The 21538-nt window shown below is 42.2% G+C and carries 19 protein-coding genes; 9 read left to right on the plus strand and 10 right to left on the minus strand.

Annotation, left to right across the window (positions count from 1 at the left end):
* Positions 1-51 precede the first annotated feature (51 nt).
* The 3 genes from MsAm2_RS07670 to larE are packed head-to-tail and all read right to left on the minus strand — an operon-like array spanning position 52 to position 3175.
* The gene (locus MsAm2_RS07670; protein ID WP_338097663.1) at positions 52-1749 is read right to left on the minus strand and encodes a carbon starvation CstA family protein; all 1698 of its coding nucleotides are present in this window, start codon (positions 1747-1749) and stop codon (positions 52-54) included.
* 32 nt (positions 1750-1781) lie between these two features.
* Positions 1782-2300: a GNAT family N-acetyltransferase gene (locus MsAm2_RS07675; protein WP_338097664.1), complete on the minus strand. Its 519-nt coding sequence runs from the start codon at positions 2298-2300 to the stop codon at positions 1782-1784.
* A complete protein-coding gene (larE, locus tag MsAm2_RS07680) occupies positions 2297-3175 on the minus strand; it encodes an ATP-dependent sacrificial sulfur transferase LarE (RefSeq protein ID WP_338097665.1) in 879 nt (292 codons plus the stop codon). The genes MsAm2_RS07675 and larE overlap by 4 nt, the downstream gene beginning before the upstream one ends.
* Positions 3176-3520: 345 nt before the next feature.
* Here larE and MsAm2_RS07685 point away from each other — a divergent pair, with 345 nt between their 5' ends.
* Together MsAm2_RS07685 and MsAm2_RS07690 are read left to right on the plus strand one after the other, a co-directional pair.
* The gene (locus MsAm2_RS07685; RefSeq protein ID WP_338097666.1) at positions 3521-4030 is read left to right on the plus strand and encodes a 3-isopropylmalate dehydratase small subunit; all 510 of its coding nucleotides are present in this window, start codon (positions 3521-3523) and stop codon (positions 4028-4030) included.
* A gap of 175 nt (positions 4031-4205) precedes the next feature.
* A complete protein-coding gene (locus MsAm2_RS07690) occupies positions 4206-5342 on the plus strand; it encodes an isocitrate/isopropylmalate dehydrogenase family protein (protein WP_338097667.1) in 1137 nt (378 codons plus the stop codon).
* Between the two features lie 115 nt (positions 5343-5457).
* Here the strand turns inward: MsAm2_RS07690 and argB are convergent, their stop codons facing one another.
* Positions 5458-6381, minus strand: a complete 924-nt coding sequence (gene argB / locus MsAm2_RS07695; RefSeq protein WP_338097668.1) for an acetylglutamate kinase — start codon at positions 6379-6381, stop codon at positions 5458-5460.
* 461 nt (positions 6382-6842) lie between these two features.
* Positions 6843-7133 (minus strand): non-histone chromosomal MC1 family protein, encoded by a 291-nt coding sequence (locus MsAm2_RS07700; protein WP_338097669.1) that lies wholly within the window; start codon positions 7131-7133, stop codon positions 6843-6845.
* Between the two features lie 949 nt (positions 7134-8082).
* On the opposite strand from MsAm2_RS07700, the gene mptA reads away from it, so the two are divergent.
* The 3 genes from mptA (at position 8083) to MsAm2_RS07715 (ending at position 10951) form a co-directional block, all read left to right on the plus strand.
* Positions 8083-9036 carry a GTP cyclohydrolase MptA gene (mptA, locus tag MsAm2_RS07705; RefSeq protein ID WP_338097670.1) on the plus strand — a complete coding sequence of 318 codons (954 nt, stop codon included), beginning with the start codon at positions 8083-8085 and terminating at the stop codon, positions 9034-9036.
* A gap of 98 nt (positions 9037-9134) precedes the next feature.
* Positions 9135-9458 (plus strand): DUF2098 domain-containing protein, encoded by a 324-nt coding sequence (locus MsAm2_RS07710; protein WP_338097671.1) that lies wholly within the window; start codon positions 9135-9137, stop codon positions 9456-9458.
* Positions 9459-9595: 137 nt separating this feature from the next.
* On the plus strand, positions 9596-10951 hold the full coding sequence (locus MsAm2_RS07715; RefSeq protein WP_338097672.1) for an ArsB/NhaD family transporter: 1356 nt from the start codon (positions 9596-9598) through the stop codon (positions 10949-10951).
* Positions 10952-11074: 123 nt separating this feature from the next.
* Here MsAm2_RS07715 and MsAm2_RS07720 read toward each other — a convergent pair whose 3' ends face one another.
* Both MsAm2_RS07720 and MsAm2_RS07725 read right to left on the minus strand, forming a co-directional pair.
* Positions 11075-12646, minus strand: a complete 1572-nt coding sequence (locus tag MsAm2_RS07720; RefSeq protein ID WP_338097673.1) for a methanogenesis marker 14 protein — start codon at positions 12644-12646, stop codon at positions 11075-11077.
* Between the two features lie 106 nt (positions 12647-12752).
* Positions 12753-12923 carry a hypothetical protein gene (locus MsAm2_RS07725; RefSeq protein WP_338097674.1) on the minus strand — a complete coding sequence of 57 codons (171 nt, stop codon included), beginning with the start codon at positions 12921-12923 and terminating at the stop codon, positions 12753-12755.
* A gap of 535 nt (positions 12924-13458) precedes the next feature.
* On the opposite strand from MsAm2_RS07725, the gene gatC reads away from it, so the two are divergent.
* From gatC to MsAm2_RS07745, 4 genes are all read left to right on the plus strand, one after another.
* A complete protein-coding gene (gene gatC / locus MsAm2_RS07730) occupies positions 13459-13743 on the plus strand; it encodes an Asp-tRNA(Asn)/Glu-tRNA(Gln) amidotransferase subunit GatC (protein WP_338097675.1) in 285 nt (94 codons plus the stop codon).
* An 11-nt stretch (positions 13744-13754) separates the two neighbouring features.
* Entirely contained in the window at positions 13755-15179 is a 1425-nt protein-coding gene (locus tag MsAm2_RS07735; protein ID WP_338097676.1) for an amidase family protein, read from the plus strand.
* Position 15180: 1 nt separating this feature from the next.
* Positions 15181-16602 (plus strand): Asp-tRNA(Asn)/Glu-tRNA(Gln) amidotransferase subunit GatB, encoded by a 1422-nt coding sequence (gatB, locus tag MsAm2_RS07740; RefSeq protein ID WP_338097677.1) that lies wholly within the window; start codon positions 15181-15183, stop codon positions 16600-16602.
* Positions 16603-17333: 731 nt separating this feature from the next.
* Entirely contained in the window at positions 17334-17720 is a 387-nt protein-coding gene (locus tag MsAm2_RS07745; RefSeq protein WP_338097678.1) for a hypothetical protein, read from the plus strand.
* A gap of 133 nt (positions 17721-17853) precedes the next feature.
* On the opposite strand, the gene MsAm2_RS07750 is transcribed toward MsAm2_RS07745, so the two are convergent.
* The 3 genes from MsAm2_RS07750 to proB form a co-directional block, all read right to left on the minus strand.
* Positions 17854-19230 carry a 3-phosphoshikimate 1-carboxyvinyltransferase gene (locus tag MsAm2_RS07750; protein WP_338097679.1) on the minus strand — a complete coding sequence of 459 codons (1377 nt, stop codon included), beginning with the start codon at positions 19228-19230 and terminating at the stop codon, positions 17854-17856.
* A 240-nt stretch (positions 19231-19470) separates the two neighbouring features.
* The gene (proC, locus tag MsAm2_RS07755) at positions 19471-20283 is read right to left on the minus strand and encodes a pyrroline-5-carboxylate reductase (RefSeq protein WP_338097680.1); all 813 of its coding nucleotides are present in this window, start codon (positions 20281-20283) and stop codon (positions 19471-19473) included.
* A 66-nt stretch (positions 20284-20349) separates the two neighbouring features.
* Positions 20350-21516: a glutamate 5-kinase gene (proB, locus tag MsAm2_RS07760; RefSeq protein ID WP_338097681.1), complete on the minus strand. Its 1167-nt coding sequence runs from the start codon at positions 21514-21516 to the stop codon at positions 20350-20352.
* Positions 21517-21538 lie beyond the last annotated feature (22 nt).

Genomic DNA, 21538 nt, shown 5'->3' on the forward strand with positions numbered 1-21538 from the left:
ATAAAATGAAAAGTAAAATAAAAAATAAAATAAAATTTTAATTTTAAATGTTTATACCGCCGCCCCGGATTTTTCCGGTTTTGTCTCCAGCAACTTTTGAATTCCGCGAACGGAGACGGAAAATCCAAGACCCAAAAGCAAAACGGCGAAAATCAACTGTAAACCGTCGCTGTAGATAATAAAGTCATGGGTAATGAATATTTTTTGAAACATATCCACAAGAGTCAAAAAGAGAGCTGAAAATGTCACCGCCATCATAAATACCATCGGAATGTAAAGCATCGCTCCTCTTCGGTTTGTTTTTTTCAAAAAAACGGCCAAAACAATCAGTGTAAGAGCTGCCAAAAGCTGATTGGCGGAACCAAAAAGCACCCAAATGTTAAGATAACCGCCCAAAGACAGCAAAAATCCGAAAAATAATGTCACCGCTGTCGCAAAATATTTATTGACAAACAAAGCGTAACCAAGCGGACTTTTATTTTTTAACCCATCGCCGGCAAAAAGTTCGGAAAATGTCAGCCGCCCGATTCTGGCAATAGAGTCAAGGGATGTCAACGCAAACGCTGAAATCGCAAGCGTAACCAATGTAAAAGAGAGTTCTGCCGGAAATCCGGCGGTCATCAAAAATCCGGAAATGGCCGTCGCAAAAATAACCGGCGGCGTTCCCGATGGCAGCACCCCTCCCATGGAAATCGCACCGACCGCAATAATCGCCGTGATTGCGAGAAGCACTTCCGCAAGCATCGCGCCAAAAGAAATCGGAAGAATATCCCGCTCATTATCGATTTGTTTGGATGTGGTTCCCGAACAAATCAGACTGTGAAAACCAGAAACCGCACCGCACGCCACCGTTACAAACAGCATGGGAAACAGGAATTGACCGTTGACAATAAACCCGGAATACGCCGGAAGCTGGATTTCCGGATTGGAAATAAGAATTCCGACAAATGCCGCCGCCATCATGGCCAGCAGCAAAAACGAATTCAGATAATCCCGCGGCTGAAGCAAAATCCAAATCGGAGTGACCGACGCAATAAAAATGTAAATAAAAACAATGTAAATCCATGTGGTTTCCGTTAAATAAACCGGAAACGTCAGGCCTACCGCCATACAAAGGCAAATTAAAACAATAGCTACCACCGTTGAGACGACCGATTTGGGATTAAATTTGTAAACAAATAATCCCATGAGAATGGCCGCAAAAACAAACATAATGGACGTCGATGCCGTCGCGGCATTGGAATAATTAGAAACGATTGTCCCGCCGTCCACGACCGTAAATCCGGAAAATGTACCGGCAACAATGTTGGAAAACGCGGCAATAACTAAAATAGAGAGCAGCCAAACAAAAACTAAAAAAAAGATTTTGCCGCTTTTTCCGATATACATTTCAATTAAATATCCAAGCGACTTGCCCTCATTTTTGACGGATGCGTAAAGGGAACCAAAATCGTGAACAGCACCGATAAAAATTCCGCCAACTAAAACCCATAACAGAACCGGAAGCCAGCCAAACATCGCCGCGATAATCGGACCATTAATCGGACCCGCGCCCGCGATGGACGAAAATTGGTGTCCGAAAACAACATTTCTTTTCGCCGGAACATAGTCGACGCCATCTTTTTTTGTGTGCGCCGGTGTTTGTTTTTTGGGATCAATCCCCCACGTTCGCTCCAGCCACTTTCCGTACAAAAAATAAGCCAATATCAAAAGAACAGCGGAGCCGCCCATCAAAATAAGCCCGTTCATTTTTCCACCCCAATCTTTTACCTCACGGTTACTTAAATTATTGTTTTTGAAAGCAATTTTTGCGCGCAGGAATCAAACTTTTCGCAAGATTCGCATTCTTCAAAAAGCTGTTTTTTTTCATTCGGATCAGCCATTGAAAAACCCATATGCAAAAAAAAATCGGGTGCTGTTGTCCGTGTATAAACCGTCTTTGATAAATCCGGATCGTCTAAGCCGGATATTTCATTCATTAAAATATTCAGCAATTTTTTTCCGTACCCTTTGTTCTTATAAGAGGGCAAAACCGCAATCGTGTGGATTTCACAAAAAGAAAAAGCGCTGTCTGTTTTGGATAAAGAATTGCCGGCCATACGGCGAACATTGTAAACGCCGCAGCCAATCACTTTGGAAGAAGAAACAGATCCAATTTCCGCGACCATAAATCGTTCATGTGAGATGTCGTCCCGGTCCAAAAAATAAGTGGAAAGAATGGATTCAATCGGCAAAACATCTGCCGGAGTTGCCGGTCGAATCTGAAATTTGTCGTATCCATCCGGCACAGGCTGTTTCATAGATCCATGCTCCCGCTTCTGAATCCTTCCAAATCCAATGTGACGTAGGAAAAACCTTTTTCTTTCAAAAAGCGAATGACCGGCTGAATTTTAGAGTCTTTGGATAATTCTCCCGCTTTGCAATCGAATAATTTTCCCATTTCATCCTTATCAAGTTCGATTCGGGCAAACTTCCGGTGCTCTTGGTCCGTGTGGCACCGGATCCGGATTTGAGAAAAACCGGCTTTTGTCATCATTTGTTCGGCATCGTCCACCGTTTGCAAAAGTTCGGGCGTCAAAACCGTCCCGTAGGAAAAACGTGTGGCTAAACACGACATGGGTGGCTTGTCCGCCGGAAGGGTGCTTCTTTTCTTGGAAATTTTTAAAATATCACTCTTTGTAATTTCAAGATCCACAAACGGCATTCGGATGTCAAATCCCGGCTTGTTGTTCAGATCCATAATCGCATTGTATCCGGGGCGAGAAACATTACCGGTCACGTCGGAATAATTGGTGCCTTCCAAAATGGTGTCAAATCCTTGAGTCCGGGCAATTTGAGACAATGTCTCCATGACTTCCTTTTTACAAACATAACACCGGTTCAATTCATTTTTCCGAATTCCTTTTAAATCCAGCATCCGCTTTTCGATAATTCGAAGAGTAATTCCGATGTCAGCCGCTATTTTTTTGGCGATTTCAATTTCCCGTTGCGGAACAAGCGGGGACATGATAGTCACCGCCATCGATTTTAAGCCGGGAGTCTCCGCGGCGACCGAGGCCAAAAGAGAACTGTCGGCTCCGCCTGAAAACGCAATCAGAACACTGGATTGTTGAGAAAAATATTCCTTTAAATTTTGCTCCTTTTTCTCAAGTTGAGGGGAATTTAAAACAGACATGACATCACCTGAATTTCTTGAATTTTCTAATTTTTCTGAATTTTTGAAGTTCTTGTTTTTGAAGTTCTTGTTTTGGATTTCCTGATTTTTTTGATTTTTCGGATTTTTTGAATTTCCCGGGCTTGAATATTCCAGATTTTTTGAAATTCCCCGGGCTTGAATTTTCGGATTTTTTGAATTTCCCGGGCTTGAATATTCCGGATTTTGCTTTTGACCCGCCGGACCCATTTTGCAATGTTAACCGCAGACTCAAATATAAATATGGGTAATTATTGTAATTTCCTGAGATTATTTAAAATTATTCAATACAATAAATTTAAATCAAATTATGAAAAAGGAATTCCTATGAAAAATAAAACATCCCAATCCTTTCAAGGCACCGCCCATAAATTCGGAGACAATGTGGATACCGATGCGATTATTCCCGGAACTTGCCTGATTTACAACACCGCCGAGGAGCTGTCAAAATTCACATTTTCCGGCGTCCGCCCCGAATTCGCAACCCAGACTCGCCCGGGAGATATCGTTGTCGGCGGCAGCAATTTCGGATGCGGATCCTCTCGGGAACACGCTCCGCTCGCGCTGATCGGATCCGGCGTCAGCTGCGTGATTGCCAAGTCGTATGCCCGCATCTTTTTCAGAAATTCCATCAATATCGGTCTACCGCTGGTCGAATGTGAAGACGCGGACCGCATATCGGAAGGCGATATTTTAGAAGTCAATTTAGGCGCGGGAACCGTTAAAAACATGACCAAAAATGAAGAATATAAAGCCGTTCCGATTCCGGATTTTCTCATGGAAATCGTCAACGCTGGCGGACTGATTTCACACACCCGGCAGGAATTGTTTGAATAAACCGCCAAGAGATTGGAATTTGGTAAACCATAATCAAAATATAATCAAACCTATCAAATTAATCAAAACATAATCAAAATACAATTAAACCTATCAAAGAATCAAAACATACTCAAACGTAACATATTGGAATAAAAGTTGATTTAAAAATTAAAAACAAAATCGGAGTTTTAAAATGACACAATACAAAATACCGGTCATCGGCGGGGACGGCATTGGTCCCGAAATTGTGCGTGAAGGGAAAAAAGTGATTGACGCGGCCGGAGAAGTTTTCGGGTTTGACGTGGACTGGATTGACTTTCCGCATGGCGCCGACCATTATTTGGAAACGGGAGAACTCATTTCCGAAGAAACACTTCAAGAATTGTCCCGTCACAAAGCGATTTATTTGGGCGCGCTTGGAGACCCGCGTCTCTCCCCCGGTATTTTGGAAAAAGGAATTTTGCTCAACCTGCGTTTTTCGTTTGACGAATACATCAACTTGCGTCCGATTAAACTTTTGGAAGGAATTGAGTGTCCGATTCGCGGCAAAACCGCAAAAGATATTGATTTTGTCGTCGTCCGGGAAAATACGGAAGATTTCTACATCGGAATCGGCGGTCGTGCAAAAAAAGGCGAAAAAAAGGATCTTCTGGAAGTTCATCGGAACATGTATTCCGCCAAATTTGGATTGGACATTGAGACCGACAGCGAAGAAATCGCGTACCAAATTGGCATGATTTCCAAAGAAGGCACCCGCCGTGTGATTGACTACGCGTACGGTTTGGCGAAAGATCGAAACAATCATTTGTCCTCGGTCGACAAAGCAAATGTTCTCTCCGACATTTACGGTTTTTGGCGGGAAAATTTCACGGAAATCGGAAAAAAATACCCAAGCGTTCAAACGGATTTTAATTATGTAGACGCCGTCACCATGTGGTTTGTGAAAAATCCGGAGTTTTTCGATGTGGTCGTAACGCCGAACATGTTCGGAGATATTATTACCGACCTCGGCGCCATGATTCAAGGCGGACTCGGCCTTGCGCCCGGCGGAAACATCAACCCGAAAGGAACGAGCATGTTTGAGCCGATTCACGGTTCCGCCCCAAAATACAAAGGAATGGATAAAGTCAATCCTTTGGCAACGATTTGGGCGGGCGCTCTTTTGATGGAGACACTCGGGGAAAAAGAAGCGGCAAACGCGATTGTGTCCGCGATTGAAAAAAATGTGTCGGCCGGAATTGTCAAAACATCAGACATGGGCGGCACAAACAAATGTTCCGAAGTTGGAACAGATGTGGCGAGAATTGTAAGAGAAATCGGGAAAAATTAAAAATTGATTTTCCCGATTTTTTTTCATTTTTAAATGGCTTAAAACAGATTTTTAGATTTATAGATTTTTAATTCAAAAAAAATCTATAAAATTTAATTCAAATTCAATTTAATTTTTATTCTTCCGCTTCTTTTTCATTTTCGTCTTTTTTGTAGATCATGGTTCCGACACCGATATCGGTGAACAGTTCCAATAGAAGCGAATGTGGGGAACTTCCGTTAATAATGTGAACGCCCTCAACACCGCTTTTAACGGCCACTTCGGCGCCGCGAATTTTTGGGATCATGCCGCCCGTGATGATTTTGTCATCAATAAAACCGTCAATTTCGGAAAGCTCGATTTTGGAAATCCGGCTGGTTTTGTCTTTGACATCCCGCAAGACCCCGGAAATGTCGGTCATCATTATGAGTTTTTTGGCGCCAAGAGCTGCGGCAACGTCACCGGCCACCGTATCGGCGTTGATGTTGAGCATGTGTCCTTTTTTATCGGTCGCCACCGGTGAAATGACCGGAATGTAGCCGTCTTCAATCATTATTTTGAGAATTTTCGGGTTGATAATTTCGGTTTCGCCCACCCATCCGATATCGACATCTTCTTCATTTCCATCGACAACAATTTTTTGGGATTTTTTCTTTTTCGCCATGATTAAATTTGCGTCAACACCATTTAATCCGACGCCTTTTCCACCGAACCGGTTAATCAAAGAAACCATTTTGGTGTTGATGTTTCCAACCAAGACCATGGTGGCGATTTCAAGCGTATCGTCATCGGTGACACGCAGGCCGCCGATGAATTTGGGTTGCTTTCCCATCTTTTCCATTTTTTCATTGATTTCCGGGCCGCCACCATGGACAACCACCGTTTTAATGCCGACAAAATGCAAAAGAACAATATCTTGAATGATTTCTTCCATTAAGTTAGCGGCCGCTTCCGGTCCCATCATCGCATTTCCGCCGACTTTGATGACCATGACCGATTCCGAAAAATCCCGAATGTAGGGAAGGGATTCGATTAAAACATCTTCAAATTTTAATCCCATTGTTGGTCCTCATGATGATTTTTGTGGTTATTGTGATTTTTGAAAAATTTATGTAAATGAACTTAATCGTAGAATTTGAAAAGAACCGGTTCCATTTGAGCCGCTTATAAAAATCCCTAATCATTGCAATGTCTTAAAGATTTTGATGAGAATGCGGATTAAAGACAAAAAATGAAAAAAATGATTGGTTAAAAAGTAAAAGTACAAAAAATATGAACATGAAACCACTGTGAAATAACTATGAAATAACTGAAAATAACCATGAAACTGTGAAATAACTGAAAATAACTATGAAACTGTGAAATAACTGAAAATAACTATGAAACTGTAAAATAACAATATAGAGTTTTGTCCATTAATATATTTTTAATGTTTTTAGATTTTTAAAAAAAAGCAAAAGCGGATCACCGCTTTTGCTTAAAAGAGTAGGCATAACTATGAAAAAAATAACTTAGTCGTGCTTAGATCTCGTCGAGTTTGACGATTTCGACTTTTTTCACGAAGGGCTTGTTGATCTTCGGGGGCATCCAGGACGGTCTGTTCTTCGGAGCGTCAACGAGCTCTTTCCATGCCTTGAAAACGTGGACTTTTTTGGTTCCTCTCTCGCGGAGCATGATTGTTTCCGGTTTCTTTTTGTTGCCGTTGCCGCGGTTTGCGACTTTTAAGGCAGCTTGCCGGGGTTGTTTGCCGGTAAAGACACCGGATTCTGTACCATCTTTTTCTCTTAAAACAAAGTTTCTTGTTTCTGCCATCTTAATCACCTTTGCAATAAAATATATTGCTGGTGAATGAATTGTAAGTTCGTGTATATATAGTTTATCTATATATTGTCTCTTTTAACGCCGTTTTAACGATTTTTTTATTTTTTTTCGCAAAGAGGATAATTTTATACATACTATGCGAATATTTTTGATAAAAACGTTTTAAAATAAGCCGACTAAATTTGTTTTTCGAAAAATGGAAATTTAGAGAAATTATATTTATTTTAAGTCGCATCGAAACCGTGTAAATTTTTTAAAAAGTAAAAACACAATTGATCGACGGAACTATATAGTTCCGAAAAAAATCTGTAAAAACGACAAAATCGGCAAAAATAATAATAAATCCAATCAAAAACAACAAACCAATCAAAAACAACAAACCAATCAAAAACAACAAAAATCAACTACAAAAACAACAAAAAACAATAAAATCAGCAAAATAACAAAACAATAAATCAAAAAACAATAACCAATAAACAATAAACAATAAATCAAAAAACAATAACCAATAAACAATAAACAATAAATCAAAAAACAATAACCAATAAACAATAAACAATAAATCAAAAAACAATAAACAATAAATCAAAAAACAATAAACAATAAATCAAAAAACAATAAACAATAAATCAAAAAACAATAAACAATAAATCAATAAATCAAAAAACAACAAATAAAATAAACAGAAAAAAACTAAAATGAAAGGATATCATACAAGCTTTTATATCGACGGAAAATATTTGATATCACAAATTTTTAAATTATTCTTTAATTTTTCAATTTATTGATGATTTTTAAACCGAACTTAATTTTATTTTCGGTTTTTCTTTTACAGATCATTTGAATCATTTTACAAAAACAAATCATTCAATTTCATAACAGTAAGCGCAGGCATTTTTTTGAATATTTTGTTTTTAAAAACAATAGAGGTTAACACGAAATGAAAGTATGCCCGATTCTTCCGGACGTTCAGGCCAACAAACCCAGCGTTCCGATTAATTTGACACGTGTCGGCGTGACCGATGTCAAAAAATTGGTTGAAATCAAACGGGATAAAAAACGCCCGATTATTTTAATGTCCTCCTTTGACATTTTTGTCGATTTGCCTTCCGACCGCAAAGGAGCCAACCTGTCACGGAATTTTGAAGCGATTGACGAAACGCTCAACAACATATTCCATTTACCCATTTACGAAATTGAAGATTTGTGCGGAGACATTGCCGAAAATTTAATCGGCCGGCATGAATATGCGTCCCGCGCGGAAGTCCGCATGCGAAGCGAATACGTTCTCAAAAGAAAATCCCCGGCAACCGAAATCGAATGCCAGCAATTTGTAGACATTTTCGCGGATGCCGTCGCCGAGCGCGGGGAAAATGACCAATGTGTCCGTGTTCAAAAAATGATTGGCGCCGAAGTTATGGGAATGACGGCCTGCCCGTGTGCGCAATCCATGATGCAGGAAGAAGCGCAAATCCAATTGGAGAAGCTGGGAATTGAGCCGGACAAAATCGCCGAGTTTTTGAAAAATGTGCCAATGGCCACGCATAACCAACGTGGCCGTGGAATTATTTCCATTCAGACCACCGACACAAAAGGAGTCAGCCTGGACCAAATTATTAAAATTATCGAAGAATCCATGAGTTCCAACGTGTTTGAAGTACTCAAACGCGCCGATGAAAAAGTCGTCGTCGAACGCGCGCATAAAAACCCGAAATTTGTAGAGGACTGCGTCCGGACCATGGCCAAAAAAGTCGTGGAAACGTTCCCTGATTTGTCCGATGACTCTTTGGTCACGATTAAGCAAATCAATGAGGAAAGTATTCACAAACACAACGCTTTTGCCGAAAGAATCGCCCGGATCGGCGATATTCGAGATGAAATCGCAAACGGCTGAATAAATAATAAATACGGCAAAAAAATGAACCCAAAATTCGGGTCCATAAAAAAATGAAACAAAATATATAAATCCGTGAAAGACTAAAAGGAAAAAACATGGCAAATAAAGACCAAGAAAACATTCCGGTTGCGGATATCCGCGGCCTTGAAATGAACGTCGGGGACTTTGTCCGCTACATCAACACGGGGACCGTCGGTCATATTCTTGAAATCATGACCGATGACGAAGGAACTTGGGCATTTTTAGATTCCACCGAACTTTATTATAAGATTGAGTTTTTGGAAATAACACCGGAAACCAAAGCGGCAATCGATAAAAGAAAAGACTTGGAAGAAGACATCCAAGAAAAGATCAGCCGCCGCGAAGAAATTGCCGGCTCGGCGACAACTGAAAATGTGGAAATGGGTGGCGCGGGTTAAATTAAAACTCCCCGCTGTTTTATTTTTTTATTTTTTAGTTTTATCAAGTTTTATTTTATTAATTTATTATTTTTAGTTTACAATGGGATTGATTTTATTTCAGATTTGGCATTGGAAGTCGTTTTTGACGGGTCGTTATGCAATTTGCCGTTGTCGTTCTCTTTCTTGTTTTTTTATTAATTGCCGTCCGCCGGATTGGAAGTTTTCGGCTTCCGATTTGGGGAATTATGACCGCCGGTGCCGTCTTGGTCCTTTTGACCGGACAAATAACAATTCCAGACGCCTTTTTATCCATTCAATGGGAAACCATTCTCTTTTTATTCGGCATGTTTGTCATCGGTGCCGCCATTGATTTATCAGGGCTTCTCCGGTCTTACGCCGATTCTGTTTTTTCGGACGTACATTCACAAAAGAAAATGCTGCTGGGTTTTATTTTTGCCGCCGGCTTTTTTTCCGCGATTTTGATGAATGATACGATTGCGATTATTGGAACGCCGTTTGCGCTGTGGTGCGGCAAAAAGTACCAAATCCCGGCAAAAACCATGCTTTTTGCGCTGGCAGCCGCCGTGACAACCGGAAGTGCCGCATCTCCCATCGGAAACCCTCAAAATTTATTGATTGCGTCAAGCAGTCTTCACAATTCGTTTTTAGTCTTTTTGTATTACTTATTTATCCCAACCATCATCGGTCTTTTCATGATTTATGCCCTTTTGTCATGGACGCTTCCCAAAAATAAAAATGAAAAAAAGAAGGAGAAACATGAAATAAACCGGAATGAAAAACGGAATGAAATAAACCGGAATGAAAAACGGAATGAAATAAACACGGGCAATGAAATAAACACGGGCAATGAAATAAACCCTGCCGGTGATAAAAATGCGCAAGATAGTGAAAAGAAAAAATCCCGCTTCAATCTTTTATTTTTAACAAAATGTTCCGTCGCGCTTGTTTTTTTAATGATTGCCGTACTGATTGCCACATCTTTGTTTTCCCATGAATTTTCATTGGTCTACATCCCACTGGCCGGCGCTGTTTTGCTTTTAATCCTATCAAACCGTCGAAAAGAACTGCTTCAAAAAACAGATTGGTCGACACTTTTATTTTTCATATCCATGTTCATATTAATGAAAGCCGTCTACGTGACCGGGTTTTTCCAAAACCTTTTGCCTGAAAATTTTGAATCCTCTGTTCCGATTTTGTATTTGACAAGCCTCATCATCAGCCAATTCATTTCAAACGTTCCGTATGTCACCTTTGTTCTTCCGATTCTGGAAAATGCCGGATCGTCCGTCATCAGTTATATGACGCTCGCCGCCGGAAGTACTCTTGCCGGAAACTTATCTGTCTTTGGCGCCGCCAGCACCATTATTATCATTCAAAACGCGGAAAAACAAAACGAGACCCTGACTTTTTTGGATTTTCTCAAATTCGGAATTCCACTGACCATCGCCCAGACCATCCTGTTTATCGGCTGGTTGATGCTTCTTTCATAAAAACAGAGAGAGAGAGAAAACAGAAAAAGAAAGAAAAACAGAGAGAAAGAGAGAGAAAAAGAGAGAGAAAAACAGAGAGAAAGAGAGAGAAAAACAGAAGAGGCAGAATGGATTTTTTATTTTTTATTTTCCCCGCTGATACATCATCCTTTCGCCTAAAATGCATCCACCCCCATGATTTCCCCCGAGCGGATTTTTCGGGCAACCCAAAGAATTCATGCACCGGGCCATCACCGCGGCTCCCCGCGCAAGCCCGTCTTCGGCAAACAAAATCCGGCCTTCCGGATTTTTAATGTGGCGGCTCATTTTTTTAAGAATTAAATCCGGCTTTTTGCCGGTGGTTCCTGCCCGCCCCGTAATGCCGATGCAGGCGCCGTCCAAAAACAATCCGGAATCCATGACGCAGCGAATTAAATCCACCACGATGTCTGACATGACCGCGTCCATTAAATCCGACACCGCCGAAATCCCGCCGGTCTCATAAACAGACCGGCCGATGTCGCAAAGTTCAAGCAAACCGGATCCATTTTCACCCACGTCGCAACCGATTAACACAAAGCCGCTTTTTTCGGCCGCTTTGGAATTGACAGCAAACGGGCCAATCCGGGAACGCGTTTTGGGGATTTCAAAAACATGAACCAAAGAACTCACTTCATGATGTGCCGACCGGATTTTTCGAGCGGAAGAGGAGGATAAAAACGGCAAAACGGAAGAAAGAGAAGAAAAGGATGAAAGAGAAGAAAAAGATGAAAGAGATAATGAAGATTCTGATGAATTCGTTTGCTTTTGATTTGCGGACATTTCAGATTGACCGATTTCAGATTGACCGATTTTAGACCGACCAAACAGTTCAAAAGCACTTTGCTTTTCCGGATCAATATTTTTTACCAAATAATCGGAAACCGCGCCGGCATACCCGCAGAAATTGCCATGTGTTTTCGCATATGGCTTTTCATTTCCGATAATCCGTCCGGAAAGTGTGGTTCCCATATCTATGGCCAAACACGGATTTCGAAAATCAATGTTTGTGTGTTTGGCCGCTTCTTTTAAACCGGCGGCTGCCAGTTCCCCTTCCATTTCGTTGGAAACGATATTGTCGGCAAAACTTTTCGGCAGAAGAGCGCCCGCCACCGCGCCGTCAAAATAAACACGGTCCAGCAAAGAATAAGAACGAAACTGCGCCGGCATTTTTTCCAAATTCAAGTATCCGGTCATTTTCCGGGGAACAAAACCCGCCATTAAACATCCTTCCGCCAAAGCTTGAACGATGGATTCCATATCTTGGAATCCGGAATCATTGCCGGATTTTTGAACGGTACTGCTGTCATACGGTTCAGGTTTGGACTGGGTCACGCCGGTGGAACGAACCGCGAAATGGACATCTTCAACCGTCAACCCGGTTTTTAAAAGTGCATCCGATACCGTTTGAGAAACCAATTCCGCAAGGGATTGTTTTGTCAGCTGAACACCCGCAATTGTTTCTCCGAAAACAGGTTCCTCCGAATTAGGCCGCCGGACATTGCGCGTCAGACAGATATGTTTTCCAATCAGTTCAGCTTTTCCCGTTTTTAAATCGGTTGCCGAAAGAATACATTTCGTGGTCGTGTTGCCGACTTCAACGGACGCGACAACAAAAGAAGAATCTGTCGGCAAAAATTTAGTTCCTAAATAACGGCTGCTGATGAGTTCCGACATAGTTTTTTCTCAAAAAACAAATACGAAATAAAACATGATGGGCAATAAAAATATCAACTTCAAAATCTAAACATCTGCTTAATATTTAATTCATCGGTAAAATCAATCATTTCATATCAGCATTAAGTTCCATGGCGGTTTTTGTACAGGCTGCCGCAGCATTATATTTATTCACAATGGCGACCGCATTTATAACATTTGCAAAATTTACAATATTAGCTGCAACAGCAGCAACCGCAACCGTGACATGAGATAATAACAGCGCCGGCACAGGCATTCATCATTGCACCGGTTTTAACATTTTTTTAAAAATGACCCTTCGATTTGACGATATTTTAAAAAATGATCCGTTCTTGGACGAAAATTTAAAAATGACCCATCGGTTTGAACTATTTTTTTTAAATGATCCCGTCGGTTGATGAACATTTAAAAACTTGGACCTGCCGAGATGGATGAATTTTAAAAACATTGGATTCTATTTGATTTGAAGACAGATCAGGATTTATCGGCTTGATTTTTAAAAACGAATTTGTTTGAAACAATAATTATAATTTGAACTGATTTATTTTTTTCAACAAATCCGAGAGAAAATATTTGATGAAAGAACCCCTTTTCGGATTTGAGTCAAATGTCCAAAAAATTGAGTCGTCACCGATTCGATTAATAATCATGACGATTTTTTATGCAGATAGATAATGTTTTATTAGATAACAGTTACACATAAAAATAGTATAAATATTGTATAAATATTAAGAGTCAATCAAAACCGAAATGATCAACCGGACTTTTCTGCCGGTGGTTGGAGGGAGCGAATGATGATTCAAAAAGATGAGACGAAAAACTTAGCCTGGAACGCACGAATCGCCGTCAAAGAAGAAGACCTTTCCGAATATACCGACAAACTGAATGAAAAAATGGAACACTATACCCTTTTAAGCGACGTCTCAACCAACGATGTCAAACCCACCATTAACCCGTCAAAACTCGTCACTGTTCTTCGAAAAGATGTAGTGGTTCCATCCATGAGCGTGGAGGAAGCCCTCAAAAACGCACCCGAAACTTATGAAACGTCTTTTAAAATCCCGAAAATTCTCTAAGAGGAATAAAAATGGCAAAAGACATTGCAGAATTTAGAAAATCCGCTTCAAAAAGTGTGGAAAAAACCATTGCCAAAAGCATGGATAAAATAAAAACCGACGATTTAAACACGGTGATTGCGTTTTCCGACGCCGCGGTCTCTCTTGCGGAAAAAGAAGAGGGATGCCAACTTTTGGGCGATCCCGACCGTGCTCTTTTTGGAGTTCCCTACCTGGTTTCCGATAACATTTCCACAAAAGGAATCACCACCACCTGCGCATCCAAAATCATGGAAGGTTACATTCCGCCTTATGACGGTTTTGTCATCGAACGCCTGAACGAAGTCGGCGCGGTTCTTTTAGGAAAAGCCAACATGATGGAATTTGGAATTTTGGGCGCGCACGGCAAAGACGGCCTTGCGAAAAACCCGTGGGATAAAAACAAAAAGTCCGGACCCAGCGGCGGATGTGCAGCCGCTGTCAGCGCCGGAGAAGTTCCGTTTGCACTTTCTTCCGACGCCGGCGGAATTTTGCGTGTTTCCGCGTCTTACTGCGGCGTTTTCGGATTCCGGCCCAGTTACGGTGCCGTTTCCCGATTCGGACTGATTTACTGTACCGGATCCATGGACCAAATCGGTGTCGTTGCCTCCACCGTATCCGATATTGTAACCGTCATGGAGATAATTTCCGGAAATGATAAGCGAGATACAACTTCTCTGCCGGAAAAGATTGAGTTCCGAGACGAAACCACCAAAAAATCCGATAAACCGCTTTTGGGAATTCGAATCGGCGTCCCGTCGGAATACTTCAAAGGTATTGAACCGGCCGTTGAAAAAGCCTTTTATGAAGCGCTTTCCGCCTTTGAAAAAGCCGGCGCGACCGTCAGCAAATGTTCCCTTCCAAATACAAAATACTCGATGGCGGTGCATGACATTATTTTCTCCGGCGAATGTTCGGCGATGCTTGCGAAATACGATGGAACCCGATTCGGACCGCGGGAAACCGCCGACAATTGGCATGAAATGGTCGCCAAAACACGCGCCTTGTTTGGTCCCGTCGTTCAAAGAAAAATCATGCTCGGCGTTCACTTATTATCTGTGGGCCAATACAACGATTACTACGTCAAGGCGTTAAAGACCCGGACTTTGATTGCGGCCGAACTCGAAGAAGCCTTTTCCTCGTTCGATATTTTGGTGTCACCGACAACGCCGATCACCTCACCGCCTTTAGACGGCACGTGCTGTTACGGTTGTTCTCATGAAATGAGTGCGTTTTCTCCTGCCATTGCCGGCGTGGATTTGGCCGGTCTTCCCGCCATTTCCATTCCCTGCGTCTTGTGTGACATGCCGTCCGGAATTCAGCTCATCGGCGGATACAAAAAAGACGCTGTGATTTTAAAAGCGGCGGAAGTCTTTGAAAAACAAACCAACTGTGTCAAAACACCGGATGTGATCTAAAATGGTTTACGAAAACCCGGACCAAGTGATGATCGGCCTTGAGGTCCACGTTCAATTGAACAAAGCCAATACCAAAATGTTTTGCGGCTGCACGACCAACTATACGGATGAGGAAGCCAACACCTGCCTGTGTGCCGGCTGCTTGGCGCTTCCCGGAACAACACCGGTTCTCAACGAAAAATCCGTCGAGTATGCCATCAAAATCGGACTTGCGCTCAACGCGGAAATTTCCGATGAGACCGACTTTTATATGAAAAATTACTTTTATCCGGATTTGGGAAACGGATACCAAGTGACTCAGTTTGACAAACCGATTGTCAAAAATGGGCACATCGTGATTGAAGGCGAAGACGGTGAATTAAATGTTCGAATCCGCCGCGCCCACATGGAAGACGACCCCGGAAAAATGGCGCACTTTGGGTCGATTGAAAAATCGACCGGCAGCATTATTGACTTTAACCGGTCCGGAATGCCGCTTGTGGAAATCGTGACCGAGCCGGACATGAGAACAGCCAAAGAAGCCCGCCGCTTTTTGGACAAACTCCGAAGCATTTTGGAATACTTGGATGTTTTTGACGGTTCCCGTGAAGGTGCCATGAAAGCGGATGCCAATGTTTCCGTGTATTTGGGAACCCGCGTGGAAGTGAAAAATATTTCATCTCACAAATCGGTGGAAAAAGCGATTAATTATGAAATCATGCGTCAAAAAGATGCTCACCGGAAAGGAAAAAAGTTGGTCCAGGAAACCCGCCACTATGATGAGGGACGCAATGTCACCATCAGCCTCCGTGTCAAAGAAACCGCCGATGACTATCGTTATTTCCCGGACTTTGATTTGGTGCCGTTGTATGTGGGCGGCCGTGTGGAGGAAATTCGGGCAGCTATGCCGGAATTGCCGGATGCGAAACGGGAACGTTTTGTGGCACAATATGGAATTTCCGATGCGCACGCCAAAAGCCTGACGTCTGAAAAAGCCTTTGCTGACCTTTTTGAAAAAGTCGCAACAAAAGTGGACCCCAAAATTGCCGCGTCATGGGTAGCCGACATTGTCAAGGGCGAGCTCAACTATCGGGATTTGCCGGTGACAAAATGCGATGCGGACGATATTGCTTGCATTATTGATTTGGTGGGCTGCAAAAAAATCAGCGAGGAAAGTGGTGTGACAATTGTCCGGACGATGCTGGATGACGGTGGAAAACCGGATCAAATCGTTGCCGCCAAAGGACTTTTGATGGTCGGGGACGACTTTTTAGCAACCGCCGCCAAAGAAGCGATTGCTGAAAACCCAAGCGCGGTTGCGGACTATCGGGCCGGAATTGAAAAAGCGCTCAATTTCTTAGTCGGAAAAGTCATGCAAAAATCCAAAGGAAAAGCCGATGCCAGAACCGCCCGAGAACTCGTTTTAAAAGAACTGGGCGAATAAGCGGGCGGCTTTTGCAATTGTGATTGAAAAAATGATTCAAAATTAAATTTAGAAAATCTCAAACCTGTTTTTGTTTGAGATTTTTGTTTTTCTTTTCTGTATTTTTGAATTTTGAAAAAGCGGCACGCTCGCGCGTTACGGCGGCAAATTATTAAAGAGTCAACAAAGCGGATGAGCCTGCTTTTTTTTCTGTTTTCCAACAAAATGATTGGTGGCTTTTTTGTAATTTTTTGTTTTTTACCCGGATGGTTTGTTTAAAAAAGGGAGAAGAGCGGTCGGGAAGACCGCTCTTTGGGTTGATTATAGATTCGTTTTTTTGTTTTTATTATTTTGATTTTATTCATTGTGAAAACACAATTCTTCTAAAATCAAAATTCTGTAAGGTCCAACCACGAGGAAGGGTTGGTGGAAGCAACCGGACCGCCAAAAAGGCATAAGTTTTTCAGATTGCAATAAATGACATGGAATTTTTTTCTTTTTGAAAAAATAGAATGCAAATAATACATGACCCTTCAGACATACTTGTGTGAATACTATATACATAGTATAAATATATAAAATATTCTAAAATACCACAAATATAGTATAATTATAAAAATGATATATATATAGTACAAACTATAATATTAGTATGAATGGTCAAAATTCAAAGCATGGATGTAATAACCCAAAGAAAAAAAGCAATTTCTTTAACGGTGAGCCAACTGCTGCTCAATAAGATGAATAAACTCATGAAAGAGAACAAATTTTCATCTATATCGGATATTGTCAATGTTTCCGTATCGATGTTCATCGGTCAACTTTCCGTCTATGAACAAAATTCAAATTTTGACCGTACCCGATTCGCCGACGCTTCCCAAGAAGACAATACGCCGCGAATAAAAATTTCTGTCTCATACAGCGTTTTTTTAGACGACGAACTTGAAAAACTTTGCCAAACCACTCAAAAAAACAAATCCTTTATTGTCCGAATTGCCTTAGACAATTTCTTTGATTACTACGCGCATCCTGAAAAAAAGAAAGAAATTCAGAAAAAAACAGATTTTCCGGCTTCCCGAGAAGAGCTTCTCGCAATTATTCAAGAAATGATTGACGCCAACAAAACAGAACACATGTAAATGAAAAATGATTAAATTCGCATAAATGCCGGACCTTCGGCCGATTTTGAAAAACGATTAAGCGATTGAAAAAAAACAGAAATCGCCCCGTAATTCCCAAGAGAAATCTTTTGCCAAAAACTGCGTCTGATGTTTATTTTTCAATCGCGTTTGCCCCGATTTTTTTCATATCCTCAAAAAACCGTGGATAAGAAATACGGACAGACTCCGCCGTATCGATTGTGGTGCCACCGGTCATGAGCCCGGCCACAAAAAGCGCCATCACAATTCGGTGGTCATCCCATCCGCAAAGATTTGCTCCAAAAAGACCCGCGCCGCCTTTTCCCGAAATAATCAAACCGTCCGCGGTTTCAATGATTTCGGCACCCATTTTTGACAATTCCGTTGCCATCGCATGGAGACGATCGGTTTCTTTAAAACGTACATGTCCGGCATTTTTGATTTCCATCCTGCCCTCTGAAAACGTTCCTAATACAGCAAGCGTCGGAACCAAATCCGGAATTTCTCCAGCGTCCACGCAAATCCCGGTCAACGTTTTTCCGGAATTGGAAACATGCACGGTCCCTTCTTTTTTATCCCAAGAAATGTCGGCCCCCATTTCCTTTAAAATATGAATAATCGCAAGGTCCCCTTGTGCCGATGGAAACAAATTTTTGACATCAACATCCGACCCGGAAATCATGGCGGCGGCGGCCAAAACATAAGAGACGGATGAAAAATCCCCGGGAACCGTGTAGTTCTCCAAATGATAAGCTTGATTGCCTTTGATTTTGTAAGAAATTTTGCCGCCGGTTTTCGCCGAAACCGAATTCTTATTTTGGTCGGTTGGGTCGGTTGGGTCGGTTGGGTCAGTTTGTTCAATTTGCTCCAAAATTTCAATGCCGGCTGCTTTTGCCACATCCATTGTGATGTCCACGTATGGTTTGGATTTCAGTTCCCCGTGAATGGAAAGTTCGGTCGGCCCATCCAAAAGCGGACAAACTAAAAGAAGCGCTGAGATAAACTGAGAACTGACGCTGCCGTCAATGGAATAAATCCCCGGCTTTATTTTTCCTTCAACGACAAGTGGCGCACAGCCGTTGTTGTTTTTGGAATAGGCCCGTGCGCCCATTTTTTGAAGCGTTTCTAAAAGAGGCGTATTGGGACGTTTTTGAAGAGAGGCGTCTCCTAAAAGAGTAATTTCAGAGCCGCAAAGCGCGGAAAGCGCCGTCATAAAACGCAATGTTGTTCCTGAATTTCCAACATCGACAATCTCGTCGGGAACTTTTAACCGCTTTCCAAAGCCGGAAACATAAATTTTATCGGATATTTCCTCAAAAGAACCGCCGAAAAGGCGGCAAGCCTTCATGGTCGATCGAGTGTCTTCTGAAATCAGACAATTGGATAAACAACATTTGCCGTCCCCAAGCGCCGCGGCAAAAACTGCCCGATGCGTATAACTTTTAGAAGCAGGCGCACTCACTTCTCCGACAAGAATGGACTTTTGGACAGAAACAATCATGCGTCCCATAAAACCTTAAAAGATTATAAGGCTTTCAGCCGATTGGATGGATAACGAAAATAATAGAAATAAAAAAGATAAAAATGAAAAAATAAATTGGATCCGCTGGTTTTGCCGAATAAATTAAAAAATTGTTGCGATAACGCACGCGGTGGAAAAACTCAAAAAATGAAAAAATAAAACAAATAAAAAATAAAACAAATAAAAAAAGATGAGCCGGTTTTTCACAGTCATCCGGCTGCATGAGAATTATTTCTTTTTGCCGATTTCTTTAGATTTTTCGGCGCTCGCAATCACCGCATTCATAAAAGCCGCCCGGATTTTGTAATCTTCCAGCGTTTGAATGCCGACAATTGTTGTGCCGGCCGGTGAGCAAACCATGTCTTTGAGTTCTCCCGGATGGTCGCCCGACTCAATCACCATTTTCGCGGCACCGATCACGGTTTGCGCCGCCAGAATCTGAGCGGTTCGCCGGTCCAGTCCTTCATAAACACCGCCGTCGGCCAGCGCTTCAATCACCGGGAAAATGTATGCCGGACCGCTTCCGGAAAGACCGGTCACCGCGTCTAATAATTCTTCTCCGATTTCCATCGCGACACCGACCGTTGAAAAAACAGCTTTTACAAGATCAATATCCTCCTTGCTTGCGTTTTTTCCGGGACAAATTCCGGTCGCGCTTTCAAGAACGGTCGCGCAAATGTTGGGCATCACTCGGACAACCCGCGCGTTTTTGCCGGCCATTTCTTCCAAACTTGCGGTGGTCACGCCGGCCGCAATGGAAATGAATAATTTGTTCTCCAAAGATCCGGCTGTCGATAAGGCGGCCGCAATGTCTTTGGGTTTGACGGCCAAAATTAAAACATCGGATCTCTTAACGATTTCCGCGTTGTCGCCGGTCACAAAAATACCGAAATCTTTTCGGGCCGTTTCCGACGCCGGTTCATATTTTTCGCCGGCGCAAATGTTGTCTTTGGAAATGCCGCTTTTAATCAATCCGCGAATGATGGCGGACGCCATTTTTCCGGCCCCTAAAAAGCCGATTTTTTGTTCATCCAGTTTCATAAAGATTCTCCCAAATAAATTGATAAATTGTATTTGACAAGGAATGAAAAATTTAAATTATTTTAATTAATCCAAAAGCGCAATGTTCTCTTTTCGAATCACATTGTCATAATCCTTGTGCCCGAGGATTTTTTCTATTTCGTCGGTGTGAACGCCTTTGATTTTTTCAATGTCTTGCGCCCCGTAATCCGTAATTCCTTTGGCAAAAATTGCGCCGCCGCACTCCAATGCGACAACATCACCGCGATTGAAGTTTCCGGAAACAGATTTGATGCCTTTGGGCAAAAGACCGCCTGTTTTGATAACGGCATCCATCGCGCCACGGTCAACGGAAATGGTTCCTTCCGCCTTGGAAAAAGAAATCCACCGGCTTTTGTTTTTAGATACATTTTCCTCTTCGGCATAAAACAACGTTCCAATATTTTCGCCCGCCACCACCCGCTCAATGACATGGTCAATGCCGCTGTTTGCAATCACCATGTGGCACCCTGCTTTTTCACAGATTTTTCCGGCAATCAGTTTGGTCCGCATGCCGCCGACACCTTTCATGCTGGTCGGATCACCGCCATACGCTTCAATTTCAGGCGTAATTTTAGAAACGAAATGAATCAATTTCGCATCGGAGAACACTTTCGGATTTTTATCATAAAGGCCATCGATGTCGGAGAGAATGATGAGAAGATCCGCTTCAATTTTACTGGCAACCATTGCCGATAAACGGTCGTTGTCTCCAAAAACGGTTTCAATTTCATTGGTGCAGGTGCTGTCATTTTCATTCACGATTGGAACAACTCCATATCCGAGAAGGGTAATGATACTGTTTCTCAAATTCAGATACTTCACACGGTCGGAATAAAAGTCATAGGAGAGAAGGATTTGAGCGACTTTCGTACCGTAATTTTGATAAGCTTCGCTCCAATACCGCATCAATTCACTTTGCCCAACGGATGCCGCAGCCTGCCGGATCGGAATTTCTTTGGGTTTGGTCGGAATGCCGAGCATCAGTAAACCAACACCGATTGCGCCGGAAGTGACAATAATTACTTCTTTGCCACGGGCAAGAAGCGCGGCGGTCTGAGAGGCAACGCTGTCTAAAAAGGCGATATTGATCGTGGAATCGTCATTCATGATGGAAGTCGTTCCGATTTTAATGACGATACGCGACAAATCGTCCAATAATTCTTGTCGATTGACGTCACCGGATTTGGCCTGGGGAATATTTTTGTCCGACATAATTTTTCACGAAAATTTACAG

It is taken from the genome of Methanolapillus ohkumae, assembly GCF_032594355.1.
In the GTDB taxonomy this organism is placed as follows: Archaea; Halobacteriota; Methanosarcinia; order Methanosarcinales; family Methanosarcinaceae; genus Methanolapillus; species Methanolapillus ohkumae.